The 25,392-nt window shown below is 66.3% G+C and carries 29 protein-coding genes; 16 read left to right on the forward strand and 13 right to left on the reverse strand.

From position 1 onward, the window contains the following. The first annotated feature begins 21 nt into the window (after positions 1–21). Entirely contained in the window at positions 22–1,563 is a 1,542-nt protein-coding gene (locus AC5Y6Y_RS25175; protein ID WP_499930756.1) for a carboxylesterase/lipase family protein, read from the forward strand. Here the strand turns inward: AC5Y6Y_RS25175 and AC5Y6Y_RS25180 are convergent. The 4 genes from AC5Y6Y_RS25180 to AC5Y6Y_RS25195 are packed head-to-tail and all read right to left on the reverse strand — an operon-like array spanning position 1,550 to position 4,803. Further along, positions 1,550–2,665 (reverse strand): 3-beta-hydroxysteroid dehydrogenase, encoded by a 1,116-nt coding sequence (locus tag AC5Y6Y_RS25180; protein ID WP_463828837.1) that lies wholly within the window; start codon positions 2,663–2,665, stop codon positions 1,550–1,552. The genes AC5Y6Y_RS25175 and AC5Y6Y_RS25180 overlap by 14 nt on opposite strands. Before the next feature lie 59 nt (positions 2,666–2,724). Beyond that, on the reverse strand, positions 2,725–2,958 hold the full coding sequence (locus AC5Y6Y_RS25185) for an exodeoxyribonuclease VII small subunit (protein WP_463828838.1): 234 nt from the start codon (positions 2,956–2,958) through the stop codon (positions 2,725–2,727). Next, positions 2,948–4,201 (reverse strand): exodeoxyribonuclease VII large subunit, encoded by a 1,254-nt coding sequence (xseA, locus tag AC5Y6Y_RS25190; RefSeq protein ID WP_499930758.1) that lies wholly within the window; start codon positions 4,199–4,201, stop codon positions 2,948–2,950. The genes AC5Y6Y_RS25185 and xseA overlap by 11 nt, the downstream gene beginning before the upstream one ends. After that, positions 4,198–4,803: a lipid droplet-associated protein gene (locus tag AC5Y6Y_RS25195; protein ID WP_499930760.1), complete on the reverse strand. Its 606-nt coding sequence runs from the start codon at positions 4,801–4,803 to the stop codon at positions 4,198–4,200. The genes xseA and AC5Y6Y_RS25195 overlap by 4 nt, the downstream gene beginning before the upstream one ends. A 99-nt stretch (positions 4,804–4,902) precedes the next feature. Between AC5Y6Y_RS25195 and AC5Y6Y_RS25200 the strand changes: the two genes are divergently transcribed. After that, a complete protein-coding gene (locus AC5Y6Y_RS25200; protein ID WP_499927858.1) occupies positions 4,903–5,910 on the forward strand; it encodes a 4-hydroxy-3-methylbut-2-enyl diphosphate reductase in 1,008 nt (335 codons plus the stop codon). On the opposite strand, the gene AC5Y6Y_RS25205 is transcribed toward AC5Y6Y_RS25200, so the two are convergent. Continuing rightward, positions 5,907–7,130, reverse strand: coding sequence for a DUF6542 domain-containing protein (locus tag AC5Y6Y_RS25205; RefSeq protein WP_499930762.1), 1,224 nt, complete (start codon positions 7,128–7,130; stop codon positions 5,907–5,909). The genes AC5Y6Y_RS25200 and AC5Y6Y_RS25205 overlap by 4 nt on opposite strands. Positions 7,131–7,214: 84 nt before the next feature. Between AC5Y6Y_RS25205 and ychF the strand changes: the two genes are divergently transcribed. After that, positions 7,215–8,285: a redox-regulated ATPase YchF gene (gene ychF, locus AC5Y6Y_RS25210; RefSeq protein WP_463828843.1), complete on the forward strand. Its 1,071-nt coding sequence runs from the start codon at positions 7,215–7,217 to the stop codon at positions 8,283–8,285. A gap of 55 nt (positions 8,286–8,340) precedes the next feature. After that, complete coding sequence (locus AC5Y6Y_RS25215; RefSeq protein ID WP_499930764.1) at positions 8,341–8,796, forward strand: DUF2834 domain-containing protein; 456 nt, start codon at positions 8,341–8,343, stop codon at positions 8,794–8,796. A gap of 283 nt (positions 8,797–9,079) precedes the next feature. Here AC5Y6Y_RS25215 and AC5Y6Y_RS25220 read toward each other — a convergent pair whose 3' ends face one another. Continuing rightward, a complete protein-coding gene (locus AC5Y6Y_RS25220) occupies positions 9,080–9,475 on the reverse strand; it encodes a DUF732 domain-containing protein (RefSeq protein WP_499927852.1) in 396 nt (131 codons plus the stop codon). A gap of 281 nt (positions 9,476–9,756) precedes the next feature. On the opposite strand from AC5Y6Y_RS25220, the gene AC5Y6Y_RS25225 reads away from it, so the two are divergent. Further along, entirely contained in the window at positions 9,757–10,035 is a 279-nt protein-coding gene (locus tag AC5Y6Y_RS25225) for a hypothetical protein (protein ID WP_473140304.1), read from the forward strand. Positions 10,036–10,433: 398 nt separating this feature from the next. Then, positions 10,434–10,946, forward strand: coding sequence for a hypothetical protein (locus tag AC5Y6Y_RS25230; protein ID WP_499930766.1), 513 nt, complete (start codon positions 10,434–10,436; stop codon positions 10,944–10,946). 202 nt (positions 10,947–11,148) lie between these two features. Here the strand turns inward: AC5Y6Y_RS25230 and AC5Y6Y_RS25235 are convergent, their stop codons facing one another. Beyond that, complete coding sequence (locus tag AC5Y6Y_RS25235) at positions 11,149–11,838, reverse strand: guanylate cyclase (RefSeq protein ID WP_463828848.1); 690 nt, start codon at positions 11,836–11,838, stop codon at positions 11,149–11,151. 42 nt (positions 11,839–11,880) lie between these two features. Here AC5Y6Y_RS25235 and AC5Y6Y_RS25240 point away from each other — a divergent pair, with 42 nt between their 5' ends. Then, positions 11,881–12,084, forward strand: coding sequence for a hypothetical protein (locus AC5Y6Y_RS25240; protein WP_463828849.1), 204 nt, complete (start codon positions 11,881–11,883; stop codon positions 12,082–12,084). Here the strand turns inward: AC5Y6Y_RS25240 and AC5Y6Y_RS25245 are convergent. After that, positions 12,042–12,869: an adenylate/guanylate cyclase domain-containing protein gene (locus tag AC5Y6Y_RS25245; protein ID WP_499927846.1), complete on the reverse strand. Its 828-nt coding sequence runs from the start codon at positions 12,867–12,869 to the stop codon at positions 12,042–12,044. The two genes, AC5Y6Y_RS25240 and AC5Y6Y_RS25245, sit on opposite strands and share 43 nt — an antisense overlap. A gap of 153 nt (positions 12,870–13,022) precedes the next feature. Here AC5Y6Y_RS25245 and gnd point away from each other — a divergent pair, with 153 nt between their 5' ends. Further along, the gene (gnd, locus tag AC5Y6Y_RS25250) at positions 13,023–14,045 is read left to right on the forward strand and encodes a phosphogluconate dehydrogenase (NAD(+)-dependent, decarboxylating) (protein ID WP_463828861.1); all 1,023 of its coding nucleotides are present in this window, start codon (positions 13,023–13,025) and stop codon (positions 14,043–14,045) included. Here the strand turns inward: gnd and AC5Y6Y_RS25255 are convergent. Both AC5Y6Y_RS25255 and AC5Y6Y_RS25260 read right to left on the reverse strand, forming a co-directional pair. Then, positions 14,042–14,893 carry an alpha/beta fold hydrolase gene (locus tag AC5Y6Y_RS25255; RefSeq protein ID WP_499930780.1) on the reverse strand — a complete coding sequence of 284 codons (852 nt, stop codon included), beginning with the start codon at positions 14,891–14,893 and terminating at the stop codon, positions 14,042–14,044. The two genes, gnd and AC5Y6Y_RS25255, sit on opposite strands and share 4 nt — an antisense overlap. Before the next feature lie 634 nt (positions 14,894–15,527). Continuing rightward, positions 15,528–16,598 carry an NAD(P)H-dependent amine dehydrogenase family protein gene (locus AC5Y6Y_RS25260; RefSeq protein WP_499927882.1) on the reverse strand — a complete coding sequence of 357 codons (1,071 nt, stop codon included), beginning with the start codon at positions 16,596–16,598 and terminating at the stop codon, positions 15,528–15,530. 128 nt (positions 16,599–16,726) lie between these two features. Here AC5Y6Y_RS25260 and AC5Y6Y_RS25265 point away from each other — a divergent pair, with 128 nt between their 5' ends. From AC5Y6Y_RS25265 to AC5Y6Y_RS25275, 3 genes are all read left to right on the forward strand, one after another. After that, entirely contained in the window at positions 16,727–17,200 is a 474-nt protein-coding gene (locus AC5Y6Y_RS25265; RefSeq protein WP_463828851.1) for a VOC family protein, read from the forward strand. Positions 17,201–17,264: 64 nt separating this feature from the next. Further along, positions 17,265–18,167, forward strand: coding sequence for an alpha/beta fold hydrolase (locus AC5Y6Y_RS25270; protein ID WP_499927843.1), 903 nt, complete (start codon positions 17,265–17,267; stop codon positions 18,165–18,167). A gap of 8 nt (positions 18,168–18,175) precedes the next feature. Beyond that, complete coding sequence (locus tag AC5Y6Y_RS25275) at positions 18,176–19,402, forward strand: WS/DGAT domain-containing protein (protein WP_499930782.1); 1,227 nt, start codon at positions 18,176–18,178, stop codon at positions 19,400–19,402. 3 nt (positions 19,403–19,405) lie between these two features. Here AC5Y6Y_RS25275 and AC5Y6Y_RS25280 read toward each other — a convergent pair whose 3' ends face one another. Beyond that, positions 19,406–20,011, reverse strand: coding sequence for a MarR family transcriptional regulator (locus tag AC5Y6Y_RS25280; RefSeq protein WP_499930769.1), 606 nt, complete (start codon positions 20,009–20,011; stop codon positions 19,406–19,408). Then, on the reverse strand, positions 20,008–21,480 hold the full coding sequence (locus AC5Y6Y_RS25285; RefSeq protein ID WP_499930771.1) for a pyruvate, phosphate dikinase: 1,473 nt from the start codon (positions 21,478–21,480) through the stop codon (positions 20,008–20,010). Before AC5Y6Y_RS25285 ends, AC5Y6Y_RS25280 begins: the two co-directional genes overlap by 4 nt. Before the next feature lie 122 nt (positions 21,481–21,602). Here AC5Y6Y_RS25285 and AC5Y6Y_RS25290 point away from each other — a divergent pair, with 122 nt between their 5' ends. From AC5Y6Y_RS25290 to AC5Y6Y_RS25305, 4 genes are all read left to right on the forward strand, one after another. Continuing rightward, the gene (locus AC5Y6Y_RS25290; RefSeq protein WP_463828855.1) at positions 21,603–22,115 is read left to right on the forward strand and encodes a DoxX family protein; all 513 of its coding nucleotides are present in this window, start codon (positions 21,603–21,605) and stop codon (positions 22,113–22,115) included. 116 nt (positions 22,116–22,231) lie between these two features. Then, positions 22,232–22,627, forward strand: coding sequence for a hypothetical protein (locus AC5Y6Y_RS25295; RefSeq protein ID WP_499930773.1), 396 nt, complete (start codon positions 22,232–22,234; stop codon positions 22,625–22,627). Positions 22,628–22,747: 120 nt separating this feature from the next. Further along, entirely contained in the window at positions 22,748–22,933 is a 186-nt protein-coding gene (locus AC5Y6Y_RS25300; RefSeq protein WP_499930784.1) for an excalibur calcium-binding domain-containing protein, read from the forward strand. Beyond that, positions 22,908–23,231: an excalibur calcium-binding domain-containing protein gene (locus tag AC5Y6Y_RS25305; RefSeq protein ID WP_499930775.1), complete on the forward strand. Its 324-nt coding sequence runs from the start codon at positions 22,908–22,910 to the stop codon at positions 23,229–23,231. The genes AC5Y6Y_RS25300 and AC5Y6Y_RS25305 overlap by 26 nt, the downstream gene beginning before the upstream one ends. Before the next feature lie 38 nt (positions 23,232–23,269). Here AC5Y6Y_RS25305 and AC5Y6Y_RS25310 read toward each other — a convergent pair whose 3' ends face one another. After that, the gene (locus AC5Y6Y_RS25310) at positions 23,270–23,695 is read right to left on the reverse strand and encodes a DUF222 domain-containing protein (RefSeq protein WP_499930786.1); all 426 of its coding nucleotides are present in this window, start codon (positions 23,693–23,695) and stop codon (positions 23,270–23,272) included. 149 nt (positions 23,696–23,844) lie between these two features. Here AC5Y6Y_RS25310 and prpD point away from each other — a divergent pair, with 149 nt between their 5' ends. After that, entirely contained in the window at positions 23,845–25,350 is a 1,506-nt protein-coding gene (gene prpD / locus AC5Y6Y_RS25315) for a 2-methylcitrate dehydratase PrpD (protein WP_499930777.1), read from the forward strand. Positions 25,351–25,392 lie beyond the last annotated feature (42 nt).

Genomic DNA, 25,392 nt, shown 5'->3' on the forward strand with positions numbered 1-25,392 from the left:
TAACGGTTGGGAAGGAACAGCATGACTGTGGTCGAGACCAGCTACGGTCCGGTGCGTGGCGCCGACTTGGCCGGCCCGCCGGGCCGCGTCACCGCGTGGAAAGGCATCCGGTTCGCCAAGGCGCCCATCGATGATCTGCGGTTCCGGGCGCCGGCGCCGCCCGAGCCGTGGACCGAGGTCGCCGACGCCACCGCCTACGGGCCAGCCTGTCCGCAGTCGACGCTGCCCAACATGAAGCTGGACCTGGGTGCACCACAGGGCGAGGACTGTCTGCGGCTGAACATCTGGGCGCCGGCCGGCACCGACCCGGGCGCCGGGAAACCGGTGCTGGTGTGGCTGCACGGTGGCGCCTACGTGCTGGGTTCGGGCAGCCAGCCGTTGTACGACGGTCATGTCCTGGCCGCCGACGGTGACGTCGTGGTGGTCACGGTCAACTACCGGGTCGGGGCGCTGGGATTCATGGACCTGTCGTCGTTCAGCAGTGCGCAGCGGCAGTTCGACTCCAACATCGGGCTGCGCGACGTGCTGGCCGCGTTGGCCTGGGTACGCGACAACATTGCGGCGTTCGGCGGCGACCCCGACAACGTGACCCTGTTCGGCGAGTCCGCCGGTGCCGGAATCGTGACGACGCTGTTGGGCGTCGCTGCCGCCGCGGGGTTGTTCGTTCGGGCTATTGCGCAGAGTTCGCCCGCCACATCGGTGTACGACCAGGACAGGGGCCGCCGGGTTTCGGTGGCTGTGCTCAACAAACTGGGTATCGCCGAGTCCGAGGGGCACAAGGTGGCCTCCGCGTCCACCGAGGCGCTGATCGCGGCGACCAGTGAAGTGTTCAACGAGATCCCCGTCAGCAATCCGGGCACGCTGGCGTTCGTCCCCATCGTCGACGGTGACCTGTTGGAGGATCAGCCGGTCAAACTGGCGCAGGAGGGCCGCCTGTTGCCGATTCCGTTGATCATCGGGACCAATAAGCACGAGGCGGCGTTGTTCCGGTTGCTGCGCTCACCGCTGATGCCGATCACGCCGCATGCGATCACCACGATGTTCAGTCAGATCGCCGTCGAGCAGCCCGACCTGCAACTGCCCACGTTCGAGGAGTTCGGGTCGGCCTACTCGCGCCGGCAGAAGTCGCGCAGCGTCGGGATGGCCACCGACATCGGCTTCCGGATGCCGTCGGTGTGGCTGGCCGACGGCCACAGCAGGGTAGCGCCGGTGTACCTGTACCGGTTCGACTATGCGACACCGGTGTTCAAGCTGTTGACGGTACGAGCCGCTCATGCCACCGAATTGCCTTATGTGTGGGGCACTCTCGGCGCGCCGCAGGACATGTCGCTGAAGCTGGGGGGTGCCAAGACCGCCACCGCCGTCTCCCACCGGATGCGGACGCGGTGGCTGAATTTCGCGGCGCACGGTGAGCCCGATGGCCCGGCCGGTGAGCCGGCCTGGCCGCGCTATTCCGAGCCGAATCGCCCGTGTCTGGTGATCGACAAGCGCGACACCATCGTCGACGACGTGGATGCGCGCATCAGGGAAGCCTGGGGCGCCCAGATGGTCAGCTTCCGGTAGCCGCGCCGGCTTTCTTGCCGGCCTTCATTTCGCTCTTCATCTTGTGGAAGAGGTCGACGTAATAGGGCAGGCATTCCTTGAGGGCCTGCTCGGTGGTGAACAGCGGCTCATAGCCCAGGTCGCGGCGGGCCTTAGCGATCGAGAAGTAATTGTTGATGGCAATGCGCTCGATGGCCAGCGGCTCGAGTAGCGGTGCGGGAGCGCCGAATTGGAAGTGCAGCCGCTGCCATGCCGTCATCGCGAGGCGTACCGGGGGGGCGGGAACCCTTACCTTGGGCCACTTTTCGCCGCATGCCTCGACCACCGGACGGGCGAATTCGAACATGTTGATCGGTTCGCCGTCGTTGATGAAGTAAGCCTGCCCCGGCGCGGTGCCGCCGTCCACCAGGTGTTCGCCGGCCAGGATGAAGCCGTGAATCAGGTTGTGCACGTAGGAGTTGTCCAACTTTGCCGACTTGGGTCCGACGAGCACTTTGGTGTGGCCCTTGATCACGCTCTCGAACAGCTTGCGGAACATCGTCTGGTCACCGGTGCCCCAGATGCCGCTGGGTCGCACCGAGCAGGTGAGCATGCCGTCGACACCGTTCTGGCCGAGCACGTATTTCTCAGCGGCGACCTTGGTTTCGGTGTAGAGGTCGTTGAACCGGTCGGTGTAGGGCATCGTCTCGTCGCCGTTGGTGATGTCCTGCCCACCCATCACCACGCTGTTGGAGGCGGTGTAGACGAACCGCTGCACACCCGCTTTGCGGCCGGCCGTGACGAGGTTCTCGGTGCCACCGACATTGACCGAGAAGCTGCGCTGCCGGTATTCCTTGGTCGCCGACGCGCCACCCATCAGGTCGATGATCGCGGCCGTGTGGATGATCGTGTCGATGCCGTCCACCGCCGCGGCGCAGACGGCGGCATCGGTGATGTCACCCTGCAGCACCTCCAACTTCGGATGCTGGGGCAGGGGCGAGGGGGCGCGGTCGAAGGAGCGGACCTGATGTCCGCGCTCCAGCAGGGTCCGGACCAGGTTGGCGCCGACGAAGCCGGATCCGCCGGTGACAAGGACGCTGCCGAGTTCGGTTGTCAGTGCTGCATCACCCATACCGGGGAGCATAACTGAAACGTGTTCCAGTTTGGAATAGAACAGGTGTCCGAGTTTGACCGCAGCCGGCCCTATTCAGGGTCGCCCGCGGCGAGTGCATCGGTCACCCGTTGGCGGGCACCAGCTAAGTGCTCCTCACACCTTTTCGCGAGTTGCTCGCCTCTTTCCCAGAGTTTCAGCGACGCATCGAGGTCCAGGCCGCCCTGCTCCAGCAGTCGCACAACGTCGATCAACTCGTCGCGGCAATCTTCATAGCCGAGCTGACTAATAGGTGTAGTCGTCTCGTGCCGGGGATCAGGATCCATCAGTGCGTCCCTCGCTCACCGCTGCGATGGCTCCGTCGGCGACCCGCACCCGCAGCCCGGTGCCGGCCGGTGCGTCGTCGGTGCGTCGCAGCACCTCGGCGCCGGAGGGGGTCACGACCTGGACCACGGCGTAGCCGCGGGCCAGGGTTGCCGCCGGGCCCAGTGTCGACAACCGGGCAGAGAGGTGGCCTACGCGCTCGGTCTCCCCGGCGAGCAACCGCTTGATGTCACGCCGCAGCGCCGAGCGGGCTCGTTGCACTTCCTCCTCGCGCGTGATCACCATGCGCAGCGGGTCGGCCAGCACCGGACGGCTGCGCAACTGTGCGAGTGCCCGCTGCTCGCGTGACACCCAGTTGCGCAGTGCCTGAGCAGTGCGCTTGCGCAGCTCGTCGATCCGGCGTTGCTCGGCGGCGGTGTCGGGCACCACCATCTTGGCGGCGTCGGTGGGGGTGGCCGCCCGCACGTCGGCGACCAGGTCGCAGAGCGGATTGTCCGGTTCGTGTCCGACGGCGCTGATCACCGGAGTGCGGCAGGCCGAGATTGCTCGGCACAGGGTCTCGTCGGAGAACGGCAACAGATCCTCGACGCTGCCACCGCCGCGGGCGATCACAATCACGTCGACATCAGGGTGCCGGTCGAGTTCTGCCAGCGCAGCGACAATCTGTGCGACGGCGTTGACGCCTTGGGTCGCGGCGTGCCGGATGGTGAAGCGCACCGCCGGCCAGCGGGTGGTGGCCACCGTGGTGACATCCCGCTCGGCGTGGCTGCCTCTGCTGGTGATCAGGCCGATCATGGTGGGCAGGAACGGAATCGGGCGCTTGAGCCGCGGATCGAACAGCCCTTCGGCATCCAGCAACCGGCGCAGCCGGTCGATACGGGCCAGCAGTTCTCCGACACCGACAGCGCGAATCTCGTTGAGGCGCAACGAGAATGTGCCCCGCACGGTGTAGAAGGAGGGCTTGCCGCACACCACCACCTGGGTGCCCTCGGTAAGTTTCACCGGAGCGTTGAGTACCAGCTCACGCGAACAGGTGACGGTCAGCGACATGTCGGCCGCCGGATCACGCAGCACCATGAAGACCGTGTTGGTGTTGGGTCGCAGGTTGATCTGGGCCAGCTGACCCTCCACCCAGACGGTGCCCAGCCGGTCGATCCAGCCGGCGACGCGGATGGCGACCGCGCGGACCGGGAAGGGGTTGTCGACAGAGTTCGCCGTGGGTTTCTGCTGCGGAGCTGGTGTCACTTCGCGGACGCGCGGGTGATCCTGTTGGCGAGCAGCGTCTGGAACGGCGCGCGGGCCTTGGTGGCCTGCTCGTAGGCCAGCAGGGCTTCGAGTTCGGCAACGTCCAGAGATTGCAGCCGGGCCCGCAACTGCGCCAGGGTCAACTGCGGGTAGTCGAGTTCGGTCGCCACCGCCGGGACCGGTACGCCGGCCGCAGGGGTGCTGGGCTGGTCGGTCGGCGGCCTCGCGGAGTCGGCGGCTTCGGCGGTGTCGGACACCGAGTACAGCGCAAAGCGGCCCTCGGTGCGGCGCTCGCCGTCCACGCCGTCGACCGGGATGGCGGAGAAGCCGCCCTGACCGCCGCCGTCCAGCACCTCGAGGTCCTCGTCGAACGTCGCCCACTCGGGTTGCTCGTCCTTCGGCGGAAACAGCGACTCCAGCGTGGTATCGCCCTTGATGGCCAGTTCAGCGAGGTTCTGTTGAAAGCGCATCACGATATGAGCCGCCTGGGACGCCAACGTCATCGGGTACATGAGGATCGTTCGCGGGAGCTTGATTGTCTCCTCGACGGCGACTGTCGCCGCGCCGACCAGCAGCCGAAACCCATACGGTGCAGTAGTCATGAGTCCAAGACTGCCTCAAGCAGCGGCTAAGTCCAAGCTGAGCGCGCGCCCTGCTCGCGAAATGGCGACGGGGTATCGGCGGAACGTACCCTGAAGGACATGGTGCCCACTGTTGACATGGGGATTCCCGGTGCTTCGAGCTCGGTGGTCGACTCCCCGACCCGTAAGCGGGTGCTGCTGGCCGAGCCGCGTGGTTACTGCGCCGGGGTGGATCGCGCCGTGGAGACCGTCGAGCGTGCGCTGGAGAAGCACGGCGCCCCGGTCTACGTGCGGCACGAGATCGTGCACAACCGGCACGTGGTGGACACGCTGGCCAGCGCCGGTGCGGTGTTTGTGCAGGAAACCGACCAGGTGCCCGAGGGGGCCATCGTCGTGTTCTCCGCGCACGGCGTCGCCCCGACGGTGCATGCGGCCGCCGCCGCGCGCAACCTGCAGACCATCGACGCGACCTGCCCGCTGGTCACCAAGGTGCACAACGAGGCCAGACGGTTCGCCCGCGCCGACTACGACATCCTGCTGATCGGCCACGAGGGCCATGAGGAAGTCATCGGCACCGCCGGCGAAGCCCCAGATCACGTGCAGCTGGTTGACGGTGTCGAAGCCGTCGACCACGTCACCGTCCGGGACGAGGACAAGGTGATCTGGCTGTCGCAGACCACGCTCTCGGTCGACGAGACCATGGAGATCGTCGAGCGGTTGCGCGAGCGTTTCCCGAAACTGCAAGATCCGCCCAGCGACGACATCTGCTATGCCACCCAGAACCGTCAGGTCGCGGTCAAGGCGATGGCGCCGGAATGCGAGCTGGTGATCGTCGTCGGCTCCCGCAACTCGTCGAACTCGGTACGGCTGGTCGAAGTGGCGCTGGGTGCCGGCTCCCGGGCCGCGTACCTGGTGGACTGGGCCGACGACATCGACCCGGCGTGGCTGGACGGTGTCCACACCGTCGGGGTGACCTCCGGTGCATCGGTCCCCGAGGTGCTGGTGCGGGGTGTGCTCGAGCGGCTCGCCGAGCATGGCTACGACATGGTGCAACCGGTGACCACGGCCAACGAGACGCTGGTGTTCGCGTTGCCCCGGGAGATCCGCCCGGCGCGGTCCAAGTCTTAAGCCTCGTAGTCCCAGGGATCAGGGGTGCGCCTGCGCGGTGCCCGGGAGCCATTGCGACGCTCCGGACGCGCCTCGTCCTGGGATTCACCTCGCGCGGCTTGACCGGCTTGACCGCGGTACCGCACCTGGGAGATCGGATGATGCGTCGGGTTGGACCCGTTCGATCCCGCGGGTGCGGCGCGACGGCTGCGGGGCTCGTAGGACGGTTCGTACGGCGGATATGGTTCGTAGCCACCGCTGCGCCGCTCGTGTCGGCTGCGGCGTTCACCACGGGCAGGTGACTCGGGACGGTCGTAACTGTCGTACGGATCGAAGCGGCTGCTACGGGGCTCCGGCCGTTCGTAGGACCGTTCGTAGGAGCCGCGACGCGGGCGCGGTTCTCGACGCACGTCCCGCGGCGGCGGGGCGCCCCGATCGGTGTCACCCTCGTCCGGTCGGCGACGACGGGGGCGGCGGGGCGGGTCGGCGGGGTCGAAGTCGGGTTTGTCGGCCACCGAACTGCGACGGGCGCTGCGGCGGGGGCGCTCCTCGTCGGTCTCGTACGGATCGTCCGGCCGAGCATGCCGGGAGCGGGTCCGGGCCGGGCGCTGCGCCGAACGGCTGGTTCGCGCGGTCCGGCTGGTCTTCGCGGTCCGAGACCTCGCATGGGCCGGCTGGGGGGCCTCAGTTGCATCGACGTCGTCACCCGAGAGACCGGCCAACAGCGAGCTCACTCTGGCGGCGATGCCGCTGAACAGCGAGGGCCGCTCGGGCGCGGTCTCATCGTCATTGGCGGCATCGGGAACAGCTGCGGCGTTCTTGCCGAAGTACCAGCGGATCATGCCGATCAGCAACACCCCGCCCGCGGTGCCCAACATCAGTGGGAAACGCTCGATGAGCGGATATCCGCAATTGATCAGCAGGTCTTTGAACTTGTCGACCTTGCCGCCATGGAACAGCCAATAGGCCCCGGGCACGCTGCAGAACAGGATGAGCGGCGGCTGGATGACCGCGGTGAACACCGCGGCGTGCCGTACCGCCAGGACCGCCGCCACACATCCGGCGATGTAACACCCGGCGAAGACATGGGTCAGCTCCTTATGTCCGGAGTCGATCAGATACCCCACCGCGGTGGTTCCGACCGCGATGAGGACCGCCGCCCACCAGGGCACACCCGGGATGGTAGGGACGATTGAGCGGTGGCTGGGCTGCACCGTCGACCTGTCCCGCTGCGCTGACACACGTTGACCGTACCGGCAATTCGGGCGAGAGCCCGTATATCGCCAGGCACTCGCCGATAGCGTCCCCCGTAGACTTGCCTTCCCGTGAGCCTGAGCCTCGGAATCGTGGGTTTGCCCAACGTCGGCAAGTCGACCCTTTTCAACGCGTTGACGCGCAACAACGTGGTGGCGGCCAACTACCCGTTCGCGACGATCGAACCGAACGAGGGTGTGGTGTCGCTGCCCGATCCGCGGCTGGACAAACTGGCCGAACTGTTCAAATCCGAGCGGACCGTGCCGGCGCCGGTGACCTTCGTCGACATCGCCGGTCTGGTCCAGGGGGCGTCGGAGGGAGCCGGCCTGGGCAACAAGTTCCTGGCCCACATCCGCGAGTGCGATGCCATTTGCCAGGTGGTGCGGGTGTTCGCCGACGACGATGTGACGCATGTCTCAGGCAAGGTCGACCCGGGATCCGACATCGAGATCGTCGAGACCGAGTTGATCCTGGCCGACATGCAGACACTCGAGCGTGCGCTGCCCAGGCTGGAGAAGGAAGCCCGCACCAACAAAGAGCGCAAGCCGCTGTACGACGCAGCGGTGGCCGCCCAGCAGATCCTCGACGGCGGCAAGACGCTGTTCGGTGCCGGGATGGATGCCACGCTGCTGCGGGAGTTGAACCTGCTGACCACCAAGCCGTTCCTGTACGTGTTCAACGCCGATGAGGCGGTGCTGACCGATCCCGAGCGGATCGCCGCGTTGCGTGCGCTCGTCGCGCCGGCCGATGCCGTATTCCTCGACGCTGCAATCGAATCCGAACTCATCGAACTCGACGACGAATCCGCCGCTGAGCTGCTGGAGTCGATCGGGCAGACCGAGCGGGGTCTGGATGCGTTGGCGCGGGCCGGATTTCACACATTGAACCTGCAGACCTATCTGACCGCCGGGCCCAAGGAAGCGCGCGCGTGGGTGATCCACCAGGGTGACACCGCGCCGAAGGCGGCCGGCGTGATCCACACCGACTTCGAGAAGAAATTCATCAAGGCCGAGGTCGTGTCGTTCGACGACCTCGTCGCCGCCGGTTCGATGGCAGCGGCCAAAGCCGCCGGCAAGGTCCGGATGGAGGGCAAGGACTACGTGATGGCCGATGGGGACGTGGTGGAGTTCCGACACGGATAGCCGTCGGGCCGGGATTCTGCTGTGAAAACAGGTCGTGGCCTTTTAGCGTTGGTGAATGACTCCAACTGACAACGCCGAGGCCCCGTCCCGCGGCTTCACTTCCCGGACTGTGCGGTGCGCGGTCTACGGATGCATCGCCTTCGTCGGACTCTTTGCGACCTGGGTGCCCAATCTCAGTTACACCTTCGGGGGGTTCATGCACGACTTCATGAACGACCTGAAAGTCACTCCGGCAAGCCGGTCGTACACCGGTGATCTTGTCGTGTTGGCGCTTGCCGCTGTGGTCCTGATGGTGGTCGAGGCTCGAAAGCACGGCGTGAAGTTCGTGTGGCTCTATGTCTTCGGCGGGTTCGTTACCGCGATCAGCGTTACGTTCCCGCTATTCCTGATTGCCCGCGAGATGAGGATGAGCCCGGCCGACAACGTGCGCATCCGCCCGGTCGACGTGGTCCTGTTGGTGGTGGTCGCCGTCCTGGTCGCAGGCCAGATTGGGTGGGTTGGGCTGGCGTGACCGGGAGCGGTGGCGATCGAGTTTCGGTTTGGAAATCCACCTGCAATCGAACAGGACCGCTTAGTAGGCAGGTGATGTGTGGCGCCGCGGTAGAGAACTTGCTCGTCGAGTTCCTCGGTGGCGTGCGCTGAGGGCTGCCAGCGCGGACTTCCTCAAGTGGCCTGAGAGAGACATACACCCTCGACGAGGTGCCAGAGGAGGTGCGCGCCGTCGGGCGGCTGCCGCGGTGACCTATCGCGTCGAACTCACCGGCGCCGCGAGGAGGGCACGCGCCGACCCGCCGTCACGCTGACTGGACGCTCGGTGTCGTCGGTCCCGCCGGGGCGGTGCTGGGGGGCGAGGTGGGAACCTTGCTGGGAACGCTCGGCGGAGTCAGGGCACCGCCGTATTGGGGGCAGTACGCCTGGATGGCGGCGCCGGTGAAGTAGGCGGCGGTTAACGACGGCCAGTTGGTCGCATCGATGACCTTGGCGATCAGCTCCGCATTGGTATTGCCGGGATTGTCGTGCAGGGACCCGCAGACGATGGTCTTCGCGACCGCGATCGCTCTGTCCGGCGGACCGAAACTCATGCCGGAGGTGTTGAGGTTGGCTAGGAACGCGTCGTCTTTGGTGTCGGCGAAGGCCGGTGCGGCCAACCCCACGGCCACGACCAGCAACGCGAAGGCTTTCGGCACCATGATCTGTCCCCTCGAGTCTTGAGTCCATCGCAGTTTAGCCAGCAACGGGCTGGTGCCGCCTGCGCTTGACATCAGCACTTGCCTTCACACGCGGTCGAGGAAATTCTTGAGAGATGCGGATGGCACAGCGGTCGAAGGGGCTCTTGACCCGCGCCGCGCCGGCGAGCTCGGTTGCCGGCCTGACGGGTGGCATCGCCCGGCCCCGGCCCCGATGCCGAGCAACCACTGGACTCCGGTGTAAGCACCGGCAAGGACGACGGGAGACGCAGATGATCAGATTGTTGGCAGTCCTGGTTATCGCGGGCGCAGTCCTGACTCTCGCGCCCACCGCGGCAGCGGAACGGACGGTGACGGCGACGCAGGCCTGCGCGGAGGCGATGCCGGGGTCCATTCCAGTACAACTCACCTTCGAGCTGTCCTGCCAGGACCCCGAAACGTGGAAACGGGTGGGAACCTTGCCCGGAACCGAGGCCATGCCGGCGCTGATGGCCCGGGTCTTCCCCGGTGCGTATCGGGTCAACCCGGCCAACCGGTGGTCGGACTGGGTGATCCCGGAGTAGGCGCCGCATGGTCGCTGGGACGGCGAAAGTGACGTATCCCTCGTGTAGACATCGATATGACCCACGCCACGCAGTGGAGACACGATTCGGTGTTCATTGAGCGGCTCTGCACCGGCCGCGACCATTGATTTTCGAGTCCAAGTCATCTCTCGGCGTCCACGTTGCAGCATTGCTCCGCTCAACCGAGGATAGCTGTCCTAGCACGTCAAACGTTCACACGTTTGCGTAGCGTAATTTGCTGACCAATTACAATAATCACACTGATCACATCTGTTTCACTTTATTGATTGATACGTGACATCGCTGCTGTAAGCGCAGGTCAATCCGCTATTGGAAACGGCGTGACCGGCACCACAAATTTTGATTACCTATAGAACCCGTCGGTAGCGTGCCGATTCATGATTGCACTAGCCACGCTTTTAGCACTCGTTAATCAGGTGTCCGGGACGCCGTACATTCCGGGTGGAGATTCGCCGGCCGGGACCGACTGTTCAGGATTGGCTTCGTGGGTCGCAAATGCTGCCAGCGACCAACCCGTATTCGGCAACAGGTTCAATACCGGAAACGAAGCGGCCGCATTGGCGGCTCGAGGCTTTCAGCCCGGTACCGCTCCCAACGCGTTGGTGATCGGCTGGAATGGCGGGCACACTGCGGTGACGCTGCCCGACGGCACGGCCGTGTCCAGCGGAGAAGGTGGTGGCGTGCGTATCGGTGGCGCCGGTGCCTACCAGGCCGGCTTCACCCACCACATGTTCTTGCCCGCAGGCGACCTGCCTGAAGGGGAATTGCCGGTGCCGGACGGTCCGCCTGTGCTGGTGGACGCGGCGGCGCCGGAGATGGCTCCACCCGCTGCTGAGGCCGGCGAGCCTACCCCGGGTCCCGCCGGCGAACCCGACGCGCCAGTCGCCTGACCAACGTTTCCTGTCGCAGCAAACCATCACCGCAGCCACACCCTGCGGCGCATTTGTGGGTTGAATCACAATGTGCCCAGGGTGTGGTTGGCGTCAAATTCCCCAACCTGCTTATCAGACTTTGTGGAATATACCCGCGAAGCTCCTTGCGTATTCCTGGTCGCATTGTCGGAATGTCGAATTCCGAATGCGGGAATTCAGTTCAACTGACCGCGATCTCTTTGCCGAGTCGGTAGCCGGGCGCCAACGGCAGCGTGTCGCCACTCCAGAACTTGCCGGGGTCGAACCAGTTCGTGTCCTTGTCGGTGAGAAGCAGGCCCATCTCCTCGTAGGTGATAGCGACCGTCTCCGCGCAGTACGCCGTGGCCATGCCCATGTTGCGCTGCGCCGCTTTTCTCCGCTCGCTGTGTGCGCGAACCTTCTTGTCCACCAACGGGATTCCGCGGAACCAGTCGTTGATGGTCGGTAACCGCCCGCGTAACCAGCGGCCGGTCAGCCGAGCGGTCGTCGGGAAGGCCGTGCCGTTCATCCGGGCGATCACCTGCAGCAGCGCGTTCTCCTGCTCGCGGCTGGCATACGGCGTCAGTTGACGTAACCAGCAGCGCTGGTGGTAGTTCTGCGTCCACCGCTGGAACACCTCGCGCGCGTCGTTGAGTTGGACACCACGATGGTTGGTGCCGGTCCACACGTCCACCAACTTGTCGCCCAGTTCGGCGTGCCAGATCAGCGGTGGTAGATCGTCGATGGCCACGGTCATGCCGACGTGATTCACCGGGGCATTGGTCAAGGTCTGGATGGCGCGGTCCGGTCCTGAGCCGCCCCGGAACAACCACAGGTCACCGGTGCGGGTTTCGGTCAGCGCTTGCTCCAGGGTGAGGGTGCTCGAGTCCACCAGAGCACTTTAGGCAGGATCAGGCCGTTATAGCCTGTGCTGATGCGCAACATCTGGAAGTGGATCGGGTTGGCCGGTGCCGCGGGCGTCGTTGCCGGTGGCGCTGTGGTGGTGCGCGATCAACGCAAACGCCGTGCGTACACGCCGGACGAGGTCCGGGCCCGTCTGCATCAGCGGCTGGCCGAGTCCGCTGCGGACCGCGATCAGTCCGAATCGGATCCGACCCCCACCGCGAACAACCGGTAACTGCCGGAGAAGCCTTTCAGCTCCACCTCCCGACCGTCGTCGAAAGTGATGTCGTCGCACTCCCGAACGGCGTCGCGCACCGGTTCGCTCACCAGGATCTCGCCGCCTTCGGCCTGCGCGGCAACCCGGGCGGCCATCGCGACGTTGCGACCGAACAGATCCTCGCCGCGGCGTACCGAGCGTCCCATGTGGATGCCGATCCGGACCCGAATCTCCTGGTGGCGCTTGCGTTGTCCGTCTTTGAAGATCGCGTTCTGCACGTCGATTCCACACCGGACCGCCTGATCGGCTCGGGCGAACGCGACCATGTATCCGTCGCCCTGGCTCTTGACCACGTGACCTTCGCGCTTTCGCACCCGCTCCTGCACCAGCTTGTCGTGCGCGCCGATCAGCTTGACCCAGGCGCGGTCGCCGATGCGCTCGTTGAGTGCGGTGGATTCCTCGATGTCGGAGAACAAGATCACCACACGCCCATCCTTGGTGACCTTGGCCAGGTCGGGCCGCTCGACCTCGGCCCAGTCGGCCAAGTCTTCGATGGAGCCGCGCACCGCCGCTCCGAAACCTTCTTTGCGCACCAAGTTGGCGGTGTTCCACACCGTTTTGACCGCTTCGCGGCCGCCGGACCACAACCGGGTGCGCACGTCGGCGCGGTGCTGCAGTTCGGCCAACTCGGCGCGGCTACGGTGCAGCAGTCGCCACAGCACTACCAATCCGACGGCTTCGGCTACGGCGATGCCGCCCAGGATGTAGACCGCGATCCGCAGCGCATCGCCCATGCCGAACATCCTGACAGGCCGCTGTACGGCTATCTCGCCGGGCCGATGATGTCTAGGGTTGACGAGGGCGGCCCCGGGAAATACATGCTGACGGTGTAGTCGGCACCTCAGATCTGTTGGTGATTCGTGGAACTGCCGGTGACCCGGCACGAAGGAGACGAGATGCAGCTGGGCATGGTCGGCCTCGGCCGGATGGGCGCCAACATCGTCCGTCGCGTCGTGACGGGCGGACACCAGTGCGTGGTGTACGACCACAGCTCCGATGCGGTCAAGGCCATGGCCGGCGAGGAGAACGTCACCGGTGTCTCCTCGTTGCGCGAGTTGCGGGATAAACTGGCCGCCCCGCGGCTGGTGTGGGTGATGGTGCCCGCCGGAACCATCACCACGGGGGTGATCGACGAACTGGCCGGTATCCTCGAGGCCGGCGACATCGTGATCGACGGCGGCAACTCGTACTACCGCGACGACATGAAGCATGCGAAGACGTTGGCCGACAACGGTATTCGGTTACTCGACTGCGGCACCAGCGGCGGCGTGTGGGGCCGCGAGCGGGGTTACTGTCTGATGATCGGCGGCGACCAGGACGCCTTCGACCATGCCGAACCGATTTTTGCCACCATCGCGCCCGGGGTGAACGCAGCCGAGCGGACCCCGGGCCGCGAAGGCAGGGTCGCCCAACCCGAGAACGGTTACCTGCACTGCGGCCCGGCCGGAGCCGGCCACTTCGTGAAGATGGTGCACAACGGCATCGAGTACGGCATGATGGCTTCGCTCGCCGAAGGCCTGAACATCCTGCGCAACGCCGACATCGGCACCCGCATCGAAGAGGGCGACGCTGAAACCGCGCCGTTGTCCAACCCCGAGTATTACCAGTACAACTTCGACATCCCCGATGTCGCCGAGGTATGGCGCCGCGGCAGCGTGATCGGTTCCTGGCTGCTGGACCTGACCGCGATCGCCTTGCATGAATCGCCCGATCTGGACGGCTTTTCCGGTCGGGTCTCCGACTCGGGTGAGGGCCGGTGGACCTCGATCGCGGCAATCGACGAAGGCGTTCCAGCGCCGGTGCTCACCACCGCGTTGCAGTCCCGGTTCGCCTCACGCGACCTCGACGACTTCGCCAACAAGGCGCTGTCGGCGATGCGCAAACAGTTCGGCGGGCACGCGGAGAAGCCGGCGAACTAACCCTCGACGAACCGCACCACCGCCTCGCTGAAGGCGTCGTTGTCGTCGCCCGCCGCGGTGTGCCCCGCATCGGACAACTCGACGAATTCCGCGCCGGGCACCTGAGACAAAAAGTGTTGCACGCCTTCGGGACTGACTACATCGGACAACTTGCCCCGAATCAGCAGGACCGGGATGGTCAGGTCGGCGGCCGCCTGCTCGAAGCCCTCGGTGCGCAGTTCCGGGTCGTCGCCGGGCTTGGTCATGAACGCCGGATCCCAGTGCCAGTACCAGCGGCCGTCGCGCAGCCGCAGGTTCTTCTTCAGACCTTCCGGGCTGCGTGGCCTGGTCCGGTGGGGCAGGTAGGCGGCGACGGCATCGGCCGCCTGTTCGAGAGTTTCGAAGCCGTCGATGTTGGTCATCATGAAGTCCCGGATCCGGGCGCTGCCGTTCTTTTCGAACCGCGGCACCACGTCGACGAGGACCAGTTTGGTCACCTTCTGCGGCCCGGCCCGGTCGGCGACCAGGATGCCGGTCAACCCGCCCATGCTGGCCCCGATGATCACCACGGGGCGGCCGATCACGTCCAGGACGTGCATGACGTCGGAGGTCAGCGTCTCGACGTCATAGTCGGCATCGGGTGCGCGGTCGCTGTCTCCGTGTCCGCGGGTATCGATCGCGATGACGTGATAGCCGTCGTCGGCCAGGACCTGGCCGGTGTTCTTCCAGGAGAACCGGTTCTGGCCACCGCCGTGCAGCATCAGGATCGTCGGCCGGTCTGCCGGATCGGGCACGCCGCGGTTCCATTCGTCGGCGACCAGGGTGATCCCGTCGACCCCGGAGAACTCGACCGTCTGGGGGCTGGGCATGTGATGAGTCTCCTTCGGTTGGGGTGCAGAAGCCAGGTAGGCGCGAATGACCTCGACGAGCATCTCGCGGTTGTGGGTGCTGTCCAGCGGTGTGGGCCAGGTGAGCTGAAGGGCGACCAGGCCGCGGATGGTGCTCCAGATCAGGTTGCCCAGCCGGCTTGCCTGCCCCGGGGTGATGCCGGTGGCGAGGTGCTCACCGATCTCTGTCATGCGGGCCGTCATCGCGGTCAGGTGGGCGTTGGTTGACGCGGCGCGGGCTGCGCGGGTAGCGATCAGGATCTCCAGGGCGGCCATCGATGTCGGGCTGGAGAACGCGCGCCAGACCGCCTCGACGACAAAAGCCGGTCGGTCCTGCGACCGGATCTGTGCCACCTGCGCGGGCAGGTCGTCGAGGGTCTGCAGCAGGTCGGCAAATCCCTTGTCCACCACCGCCATCAAGATGCCGTTCAGGTCTCCGAAGTGGTATTGCACTGCGCCCCAGGTCAATCCGGCACGCTCGGTGATCTGCCGCATGCTGGGCGGGGCGAATCCCTCCTGCAGCACGTAGCGGACGGTCTCGTCGATGACGGCCTGGCGGCTGCGTTCGGCACGCGCCTGGCCACCGGACGGCGGTCGGCGCGGTGCTGTCACGGGGTCACCACATCACGCCGCGCAGGTGATCCAGCGGCCGCAGGTCGTGGGCGGCCAGGATCCCGCCGGGTGCGCGGCACACCGCCTCGATCAGATTGACAACCCTTGCCGCCGTCGCGATCACGCCACCGTCGTTGTGATCGACGCGGGCACTACCCAGGTGGGTGTTGATTTCCACGCCCGGGCTGCCTTCGACGACCACCCGGTGCACGCCGGGACGACCGTCCGGCGGATAGGCCCAGTCGGGAGCAGCTTGCGCGCCAAGACGATTGACGTGCTCCATGGTGATGACGACTGCGCCGGCCCGCACCCCTTCGACACCGAAGCGCACGGCCGCGACCTGTCCCGGTTCGACGTGCATCATCACGCAGTCGATGGGCTGCGGTGTCACCCACTTCTCGCACCGCTCGCGTATCTCGTCGAGCTCGACGCCCAGGTCCTGCGCCAGGCTGCGTACCTGCACACCCCACATCGAGGTGAGTACACCGGGGCTGAACATGATCGGCGTGTGATCCGGTGTGGTGCCGAAACCGAAACTCACACCGGTGAATTCGGCGTCATCGTAACTGGCGTAGTCGCAGATCTCCTGCACGGTGATGCTGGTGGCGCGCTCGGCCAGGCTCAGCGCGGTGTAGGCCAGGGTGTCGCCGGAGAAGCCGGGGTCGACGCCGTTGATGTAGAGCGTGGTGTCGCCGTCAGCACAGGCCCGCTGCAGTGGCTCGCGCAACCACCGACCGGCGTGTCCCGGTGCCACCAGCCACACGAAGGAGGACCCCACGACGTTGGTGCCGGCCCGCAGGAAACGGCTGATTTCCGACATCGCCTCCTGCGGCCGGGTTTCGGCCTGCGAGGTGTAGACGACGCAGTCGGCGTTCAAGGCGACCAAGGCATCGACGTCGTCGGTCGCTGTGATGCCTGTCGGCGCGGCGAGTCCGCACAGTTCGGCGGCGTCACGGCCCACTTTGCCCGGGCTGGACGCGTGCACACCCACCAGCTCGAGATCGGGCCGTTCGATCAGCATGCGCAGCGCGTGACGGCCGACGTTGCCCGTCGAATACTGGATCACCCGTCGCACGTCAACCACCCAGCTAAGTCCACCCGTCAGATGATTACACTCGTAATCTTTCGGGGCAAGCGCCGATGAGTTTCAGGCGCGGCCCGGGTCTATCTCGGTGCAGGTATTTCCAACAACCGGGAGGCGACATGCCAGCGATCACGCCCTCATTGTGGTTCGACGACAACCTCGAAGAGGCGGCCGAGTTCTACACGTCGGTGTTCCCCCACTCGTACGTCGAGGGGTTCACGCGGTACAGCGACGCCGGGCCGGGTGAACCGGGATCCGTGGCGTTCGGGACGTTTGTGCTGGACGGCACCCGATTCCTGGGCATCAACGGCGGACCGCACTTCACCTTCGACGAGGCGGTGTCCTTCACGATCCACTGCGCAGACCAGGACGAGGTCGACTACTACTGGCAGCGGCTGACCGAGGGCGGCCAGGAATCGCAGTGCGGTTGGTGCAAAGACAGGTTCGGCCTGAGCTGGCAGGTCGTCCCGGACCGGCTGATGGAATTGGTCGGCGACCCCGACCCGGCACGCGCAGCCGCGGCCACCAGGGCGATGCACGGGATGAGCAGGATCGTGGTGGCCGATCTGGAGGAAGCTGTCGTGCAAGTGTGAGCTCGGGCTTCTGCTCGCCCTGGCTGCCGGTTACGTTGGACTGAGCCGGTGAACAGGAGTCGTGTTGCCACAACCACGCTGGGTCGACGTGAGGAGTCCCAACGCCGACCTCAAAGCCCTGATGTGGGGTCCTGCGGATGCCCCGATTGCGTTGTGCCTGCACGGCTTTCCCGATACCGCCTACGGCTGGCGCAAGGTGGCGCCCCGGTTGGTCTCGTCCGGCTGGCGGGTGGTGGCCCCCTTCATGCGTGGTTACGCACCGTCGTCGATCCCGACCGACGGCAGCTACCACATCGGGGCGTTGATGGACGACGCGCTGCGGGTACGTGCGGCCGCGGGCGGCACCGAGCGCGACGTGGTGATCGGTCACGACTGGGGTGCGATGGCCGCCGCCGGGCTCGCCGCGCTGCCCGACACCCCATTCGCCAAGGCGGTGATCATGTCGGTGCCGCCGGTCGGTGCCTTCCGCCCGTTCGGGCAAGTGCCCGAGCGTGGGCGGCTGCTCCGTCAGATACCACCCCAGCTGGTGCGCAGCTGGTACATCAGCTACTTCCAGTTGCCGTGGTTGCCGGAACGGTCGGCGTCCTGGGTGCTGCCGCTGCTGTGGCGACGGTGGTCGCCCGGCTACCGCGCCGACGAGGACCTGCGCCACGTCGACGCCGCGATCGGCACGCCGGAGAGTTGGCGGGCGGCGCTGGGACCGTACCGTGCCACGATCCGCAATACCCGCCCGCCGCAGCAGTACGCCGAGTTGCACCGGCACTGGGTGCAGGCGCCCAAGTTGCCGAGCCTGTACCTGCACGGCAACGACGACGGCTGCATGACACCGGCTTTCGCGCGCTGGGTGCAGCCGGTGCTGCCCACCGGTAGCGAGGTGGCCATCGTCTCCGGCGCCGGACACTTCCTGCAGCTCGAACAGCCGGACAAAGTAGCCGACTTGGTGTTGGCGTTCATCGGCTCCCCCTGATGCCGCGGATGGCGGCCGTCGACGCCCAGTTCTATTGGATGTCGGCGAAAGTCCCCAACGACGAGTTCCTGCTCTACGCGTTCGACGGTGCACCCGACGACGCCGAGCATGCTCTGGAGCAGGTACGCCGACGGGCGCAGGCCAGCCCCGCATTGGCGATTCGCGCCGAGGACGACTGTGCCGTCCGCTATCCACGGTGGGTGCCCGCCGACGTCGGGCCCGCCTGTACCGCCCGGCACGATCTGGCCGACGACAGCTGGGACGGTTGTCTCGCGGCAGTGGCCGGCCTGGCCGACAACCAAATGAGCAGGGGTGGAATCCCCTGGCGCATCCATCTATTCACCCCGGTGCAGGGCATTCCGGGAGTATCCGGACCGGGCGCCGTTGTCGTTGTGCAGGCCACGCACGCGTTCGCCGACGGCCGCCGGGGCGCCGCGCTGGCCGCGTTCCTGTTCGGCAGGGCGGGCCCGGCGCCAGAGGTCCCCAGGCCGCGGTCCGGGCTGGTGCCGCTGCGGGCGCTCGACGCGGTGCGTACCCACCGGCAGTTGGTTGCCGATACCGAAGCCGGGCTGGTGGCGCCCGCCCTGGGCACCCGGCCGCCGCTGGCCACCAATGCCCGGCCACGGGGTGCGCGGTCCATTCGCACGTTGGTACGCCACCGTTCCCAACTACCGGGTGCCACCGTCACCGTCGGCGTACTGGCCGCGGTCTCGGACGCGATGTCGGAAATGCTGGGCGGTGACATCGATTCATTGGGTGCCGAGGTGCCGATAGCCAAATCGGGTGCCCGCCTGGGCTGCAACCATTTCGCCAACGCCGTGGTGGGGCTGTATCCGCAACTCGCGCACGCCGAACGGCTGCAGCGGATCGGCGTCGACCTGGCCAACGCGCGTCGTCGCCTCGAGCACCCCGCCGTCCGGGCCGGTGACCGTGCATTCGCCACCGTCCCCGCGGCGTTATTGCGTTGGGGAGTATCGAAGTTCGACGTCGACGCCCGGCCCGCGCACGTGGCCGGCAACACGGTGGTCTCCAGCGTGCATCGCGGCCCCGCCGATCTGCACTTCGGGGACGCCCCGGTGGTGCTGACCGCCGGGTACCCGTCGCTGTCCCCGCTGATGGGCCTGACCCACGGAGTGCACGGCATCGGCGACACCGTTGCGGTCAGCATCAACGCGTCGGGATCGGCTGTTCCCGATGTGGATGCCTACATGCGGCTGCTGGACACGGCGCTGTAGTCACTAGCCTGCGTCGCCGGATCGGGCAGCTTCCTCCCGGGTCAGACCGGCGGCCAGGATCAGTTCCTCGTGCAGTTCGAACCACACGGTGTGATAGGAATCGATGAGTGGCCTTGTCAGCCAAGGGATCTCACCTGACTTCACCCGGTTCAGCGCGACGTCCAACTTGGTCACGTAGGCGCTGAGGCGCGGCAGTTGCGCGGTGACCGGGCCGATGATCAGCACCAGGCGCCGGTGCACATCGTCGAGGCGGGCCAACACTGCGGCGTCGTAATCCGCATCGGCGTGATCGTTGGGCCGGCCGTCCTTGAGCTGCCAGTCGGTGACCAGAGATTTGAATTCGCCGTTGACCGAACGGAATTCGTCGTAGACCGCGGTGATCGTGGCCGGGGCGACATGCTGGCGTTCGGCGGCGAGCAATTCGGCGAGCCGGGCGCGACCCGTCGGGGAGATCCGTACCGTGGGTCCCTCGACCAGTAGCCCGGCGTCGGCCAGTCGATCTACTGTCTGGCCGACGGTGTCGTGGTCCATCCCCAGGGTCGCGGCCAGGTCGGGCACGCTGACCCGCCCTTTGAGGCGAACAGCCTGCAGCACAGCCAATTCGGTCACCGGTCGACTCCCGCCCGTCGCGCAATCTCGGCGAGTTCGCGCAACTCCGGAGTGTCGTCCTCGGACCATGCGGTGAGCGGCAGAATGCCCTGGCGTACCTCGCCTTCGTAACCGTCGACGGTGATCTGCTTGCCGGCCAGCGCCGCGGCGACACCGTGACCGCAGCCCACCACCGCCACCCGGCCCAGTTCGCGGCTGACGACGGCGGCATGGCTTGCGGCGCCACCGACTTCGGTGACAATGCCCTGCGCGGCCAGCATCCCGAGCACGTCCTCGGGTCTGGTGTGGTCGCGCACCAGGATGACCTGCTCGCCGCGGTCGGCGGCGTCCAGCGCCTCGTCGACGTCGGTGTATGCGGTGCCGGTTGCGACACCTGGGCAGGCCGGTAGACCCTTGGCCAAAAGCGCTGCGGATAACCGGCTTTCCGGTTGTAGCGCGGGTCGCAGCACCGCCTCGATGTGCGCGGAAGTCACCCGGCGCAGGACTTCGGCATCGTCGATGAGCTGTTCGTGCCGGAGCTGCAGAGCCAGGCGCACCGCGGCAGGTGCTGACCGCTCGGCCGCCCGGGTCTGCAGCAGCCAGAGTTTCCCGTCTTCCACGGTGAATTCGATCTCCTGCACGTCCGAGTGGAAGCGTTCCAGGCGTCGGGCGGCGGACATCAACTCGTCGAAGACGATCGGTTGCTGATCGCGCAGGGCATGGATCGGCTCGACATCGACAAGTCCCGACACCACGTCGTCACCCTGGCCGCCCGGCAACCACTCGCCGAACGGTTCATTGGCTCCGGTGATCGGATTGCGTGACGACAACACCCCGGCACCGGAGTCGGCGGTCAGGTTGCCGAACACCATCGCCTGCACCACGGCGGCCGTGCCGCCGCGCGCGTCGCGGCCGTAGTGTCCGCGGTATGCGGTGGCGCGCGGGGAGTTCCATGACGCGAACACGGCTTCGATGCCCGCGCGCAACTGTGCGTAGGGGTCCTCGGGCGGGTCGTCTCCGACCACGCGCCGGTACATGGTGGTGAACCGGCGGCGGGTGTCGCGGGCGAATGCCGCGGCCTGGTACCGGGCCAACGCCTGCTCGACAGCGTCGTTCATCCCGAGGTCGAGGATCGTGTCCATCATGCCGGGCATCGACTGGGTGGCGCCCGAGCGCACGCTGACCAGCAGCGGCCGCGGCCCCTTCCCGAAGGTGCGCGAGGTTTGCTCTTCCAGCCACCCCAACCGGTCCAGGACGGCGTCCCAGATTGCATCCATCGTCGGCGCGGGATCGGCCAGATACCGGGTGCCGACTTCGGTGCTGATGCAGAAAGCGGGCGGCACCGGCAAATGGTGCCTGCGCATGGTGTCGATGCCGTGGCCCTTGTTGCCCAGGATCTCCCGGGGCCGATCAGCCCGGCCGTCGAGCAATACGACGCTGTCGTGCAGGGTGCCGACGGGGGAATCATGGCGTGGTGCGACCCGAGCCATGGTGCACCCCCTAGTCTTTGAGCTGCCCGATCGGTGCTGCGGGCAAACGCCGGAACGCCCGCAATGGTCCCACACCGGTGGTTGGCCGCGTCCGTCACAAGCGATGATCTAGTTTGAACTGTATGACTGCCATCGATGTCGGGTTATTGATTCTGCGGTTGGTACTGGGTCTGACATTGGCCGCGCACGGCCTCAACAAATTCTTCGGCGGCGGCCGGATACCGGGGACCGCGCGCTGGTTCGAAAGCATCGGAATGAAGCCCGGGAAGTTTCATGCCACCGTGGCCGCCAGCACCGAGACCGCCGCCGGACTGGGCCTGGCAGCCGGTTTGCTGACGCCGATCCCGGCGGCGGGTTTCGTGTCGCTGATGATCGTCGCGGCGTGGACGGTGCACCGCCACAACGGCTTCTTCATCGTCAAAGAGGGCTGGGAGTACAACCTGGTGCTGGCGCTGAGTGCCGTCGCAGTGGCCACCGTCGGCTCGGGCAAGCTCAGCCTGGACTACCTGCTGTTCGGCGAGAAGCTGTGGATGACCGGATGGAGCGGCCTGGCGATCTCGCTGGGGCTCGGTCTGGCCGGCGCCATCGGGCAGCTGCTGATTTTCTATCGGCCACCGGCGCCGCAGCCGCAATAGCGCTACGGATCGTCGGCCTGGTCGATTTCAGGTCTTCATTCGGGTGGTGCAGCTCCGACGTCACCGGCGAAGAGCTCGGCCTCGCCCGACAGCGCGAGGACTGTATGGCGGTCTGCATGGCCCGGATACAGGCCGTGGTGGCGTGGGATCTCGACAGGTTGCATCGTCGTCCTTTCGAGTTGGAAGCATTCATGGCCCTGGCCCACCCGTTCCGAATGCTCTGGTGTGGCCGTGAGAACTGTGGTGGCTACCTGGTCGGCCTGGGCGACTACCAGACCAAGCGCCCTATGTACCGCTGCAAGACCTGCCGGAGCGTGTCGATCCGCGCCGAGTTCGTCGAGCCGATGGTCTACGCCCTGCGGTCGCCGCCTGGCTCGCGAGGATGCCGTGGATTTGCTGATGCCGAGATCGACGAGGCGGAAGCCGAGGAGCTTGCGGGCCGAGAAGTAGCTTTGTACGGGCGGTTGCCGAACTTCGGCTTGGCTGCTGGGTCGGCCATGTGGGGATGGTAAACCCCGCAACGAAGAGTTTGCCGAATCCGACCCGGGGACACCTGCTGCTCTCTTACGCTCCCTTCGTTCAACCACGAAGAAGGGAGTGGATCAATGTCGATCCGCGCTGTAATCCTGTCCATGGCCGCTGTCGGCGCCGTCCTGGGTATCGGAGTCTCTATCGCACCCGCTGCGCAGGCAGACCCGCCCTACGCGACCTGCGCTCAGGCGGCTGCCGACGGCAGATACAACATTCCCCGGGGCGACCCGGCCTATAGCCAGAAGCTGGACCGAGACAACGATGGCATCGCCTGCGAACGGCGATAAGCCCCCGCGCCTGACTCAGGCGCAGATCCGCGCCATCGTGTCGGTCATCGCGGTGGTCGTGGCGGTGGTGATGGTGTTTGCCGGGTACAAGCTCGACGAGGCCCAGCGACCGGCTGGGCCACCTCGCAGCACCAGCAGCCTGACCGTCAGTCCTGCGTCCAGCGACCTGCCCCACCATTACGCGAATTGTGCTGAGGCTTGGGCTGATGGCAGGACCAACATTCCACGGGGAGACATCGACTATCACCCGGCGCTGGACCGGGATGGTGACGGCGTGGCCTGCCAGCGTGGTGACTAGCCCGTCTTCGAACTTCAACCGCCAAGCGCTGCTCATGTTTAACGCGCTATTCGTGAAATTCTCGACGACCACGGTGACGATGATCCACCGTTCTGGGAACTCCCAATCATCACTGGGTTTGGCGAAGATGACTTTCGTACATTGCAGCATGAAATCGCGCGAATTTTGTCGCGGGCGACGGCTTCTTCGCCGGCGCGGCCTTCGATGATCGGGGCCTGGTCGTCGGGGTTGCACATGCCGGGGGCGGCCAGTTTGGCCAACGCCGGTTCCAGGGTGGCCCGGAATTTCGGGGTGATCAGGCCGCTGATCGTCGACATCCCGTCGGGCTGTTGGCGGCCCAGGGTGAGGCCGCGTGTGCGGGCCCGATCGGGCTCCCCGGGCAGGAAGTCGCCGTCGGGTTTGAGGCAGTCTTTGTAGACGCGGGCGTATTCGGTGAGCTGGTCGGGGCGATACCCGGTGGCAATGACGTCGGGGGGACGATCTCTGCGCTCGTGCTGCCCGACATACCCCGAACTCTAGGGACAGCCACCGACAACCCGGCCGGATGCCATGCAGCACAGCCCTATTCGCGCACAGCGAAGCGAAGTCGGCGCTGTTGCGTACTGTGCCGGTTATGCGTATCCATGAGGTGCGGGCCCGCCGCAGCGCTGACGACTTTCCCCGCTCTGAGCACCTGGCTTGGAAGATCGCCGAGGTGGCGACCGACCCGGTAGCCGTCCCAGCTGACACCGAGGCCATGGTGATCAACCGGATCATCGACAATGCCGCGGTGTCGGCGGCCGCAGCCCTGCGACGTCCGGTCGCAGTCGCACGCGCGCAAGCGCTGGCCCACCCGGTCGTTACCGGCGCGAAGGTGTTCGGCGTCGAGGGCGACTACTCTCCGGAGTGGGCCGCCTGGGCCAACGGTGCGGCAGTACGCGAATTGGATTACCACGACACGTTTTTGGCTGCCGAGTACGCACACCCGGGCGACAACATCCCCCCGTTGTTGGCGGTGGCTCAGCACCTCGAATTGTCCGGGGCGGACCTGATCCGCGGACTGGCCACCGCGTACGAGATTCAAATCGACTTGTCCAACGGGATCTGCCTGCACGAGCACAAGATCGACCACGTCGCACATCTCGGTCCTTCGGTGGCTGCCGGATTAGGCACCATGCTGCGACTCGACATGGCGACGATCTACCAGGCGATCGGGCAGGCGCTACACCTGACCACTGCGACGCGGCAGTCCCGCAAGGGTCTGATCTCGAGTTGGAAGGCATTTGCGCCGGCATGGGCCGGCAAGGTCGGGATCGAAGCAGTCGACCGGGCCATGCGGGGCGAGGGGGCGCCGGCGCCGATCTGGGAAGGCGAGGACGGCGTGATCGCGTGGCTGCTTTCCGGCCCGGAGCACACCTACCAGGTGCCGCTGCCCGAATCGGGCGAACCCAAGCGCGCCATCTTGGACAGCTACACCAAGGAGCACTCTGCGGAATACCAGAGTCAGGCCCTGATCGATCTGGCTCGCCGACTCCGCACGCGGATCGGCGACCTGGACCGCATTGCGACGATCGTGCTGCACACCAGCCACCACACCCACTACGTCATCGGCACCGGATCCAACGATCCGCAAAAGATGGATCCGGACGCGTCCCGCGAAACGCTGGACCACTCCGTGATGTACATCTTCGCCGTCGCACTACAGGACGGCACCTGGCATCACGAACGCTCCTACGCACCAGAGCGGGCACACCGGCCGGACACCGTCGAACTGTGGCACAAGATTTCGACCCGGGAGGACCCCGAGTGGACCAGGCGCTACCACTCCAGCGAACCGGCGGACCGGGCGTTCGGGGCCCGTGCGGAGATCACCCTGCGCAGCGGCGAGGTTATTGTCGACGAGCTGGCCGTCGCCGATGCACATCCGTTGGGCGCCAGGCCTTTTGGGCGCAAGGAGTATGCCGCGAAGTTCACCGGGCTGGCCGAGGGTGTGGTCGACGAGACCGCGCAACGACGCTTCCTGACTGCGGTTCAAGCGTTACCGGACTTGCCGGCAGGCGCACTGGGTGCGCTCAACGTCGTCCTCAAGCCGTCAGTGTTGGAGCAGGGACCGACGATTCCGGCCGGAGTTTTCGGGTGAGCCGGACTACCCGCCCCACTTGGCGGCTTCGGCGCCGTCGCG

This window comes from Mycobacterium sp. NGS24, assembly GCF_059813065.1.

Coding starts and splice junctions, on each gene's coding strand:
- AC5Y6Y_RS25175 (WP_499930756.1), top strand. CDS start 22: ATGACTGTGGTCGAGACCAGCTACGGTCCGGTGCGTGGCGCCGACTTG.
- AC5Y6Y_RS25180 (WP_463828837.1), bottom strand. CDS start 2,665: ATGCTCCCCGGTATGGGTGATGCAGCACTGACAACCGAACTCGGCAGC.
- AC5Y6Y_RS25185 (WP_463828838.1), bottom strand. CDS start 2,958: ATGGATCCTGATCCCCGGCACGAGACGACTACACCTATTAGTCAGCTC.
- AC5Y6Y_RS25195 (WP_499930760.1), bottom strand. CDS start 4,803: ATGACTACTGCACCGTATGGGTTTCGGCTGCTGGTCGGCGCGGCGACA.
- AC5Y6Y_RS25200 (WP_499927858.1), top strand. CDS start 4,903: ATGGTGCCCACTGTTGACATGGGGATTCCCGGTGCTTCGAGCTCGGTG.
- AC5Y6Y_RS25215 (WP_499930764.1), top strand. CDS start 8,341: ATGACTCCAACTGACAACGCCGAGGCCCCGTCCCGCGGCTTCACTTCC.
- AC5Y6Y_RS25220 (WP_499927852.1), bottom strand. CDS start 9,475: ATGGTGCCGAAAGCCTTCGCGTTGCTGGTCGTGGCCGTGGGGTTGGCC.
- AC5Y6Y_RS25230 (WP_499930766.1), top strand. CDS start 10,434: ATGATTGCACTAGCCACGCTTTTAGCACTCGTTAATCAGGTGTCCGGG.
- AC5Y6Y_RS25240 (WP_463828849.1), top strand. CDS start 11,881: ATGCGCAACATCTGGAAGTGGATCGGGTTGGCCGGTGCCGCGGGCGTC.
- AC5Y6Y_RS25245 (WP_499927846.1), bottom strand. CDS start 12,869: ATGTTCGGCATGGGCGATGCGCTGCGGATCGCGGTCTACATCCTGGGC.
- gnd (WP_463828861.1), top strand. CDS start 13,023: ATGCAGCTGGGCATGGTCGGCCTCGGCCGGATGGGCGCCAACATCGTC.
- AC5Y6Y_RS25255 (WP_499930780.1), bottom strand. CDS start 14,893: ATGCCCAGCCCCCAGACGGTCGAGTTCTCCGGGGTCGACGGGATCACC.
- AC5Y6Y_RS25265 (WP_463828851.1), top strand. CDS start 16,727: ATGCCAGCGATCACGCCCTCATTGTGGTTCGACGACAACCTCGAAGAG.
- AC5Y6Y_RS25275 (WP_499930782.1), top strand. CDS start 18,176: ATGGCGGCCGTCGACGCCCAGTTCTATTGGATGTCGGCGAAAGTCCCC.
- AC5Y6Y_RS25285 (WP_499930771.1), bottom strand. CDS start 21,480: ATGGCTCGGGTCGCACCACGCCATGATTCCCCCGTCGGCACCCTGCAC.
- AC5Y6Y_RS25290 (WP_463828855.1), top strand. CDS start 21,603: ATGACTGCCATCGATGTCGGGTTATTGATTCTGCGGTTGGTACTGGGT.
- AC5Y6Y_RS25295 (WP_499930773.1), top strand. CDS start 22,232: ATGGCCCGGATACAGGCCGTGGTGGCGTGGGATCTCGACAGGTTGCAT.
- AC5Y6Y_RS25300 (WP_499930784.1), top strand. CDS start 22,748: ATGGCCGCTGTCGGCGCCGTCCTGGGTATCGGAGTCTCTATCGCACCC.
- AC5Y6Y_RS25305 (WP_499930775.1), top strand. CDS start 22,908: ATGGCATCGCCTGCGAACGGCGATAAGCCCCCGCGCCTGACTCAGGCG.
- prpD (WP_499930777.1), top strand. CDS start 23,845: ATGCGTATCCATGAGGTGCGGGCCCGCCGCAGCGCTGACGACTTTCCC.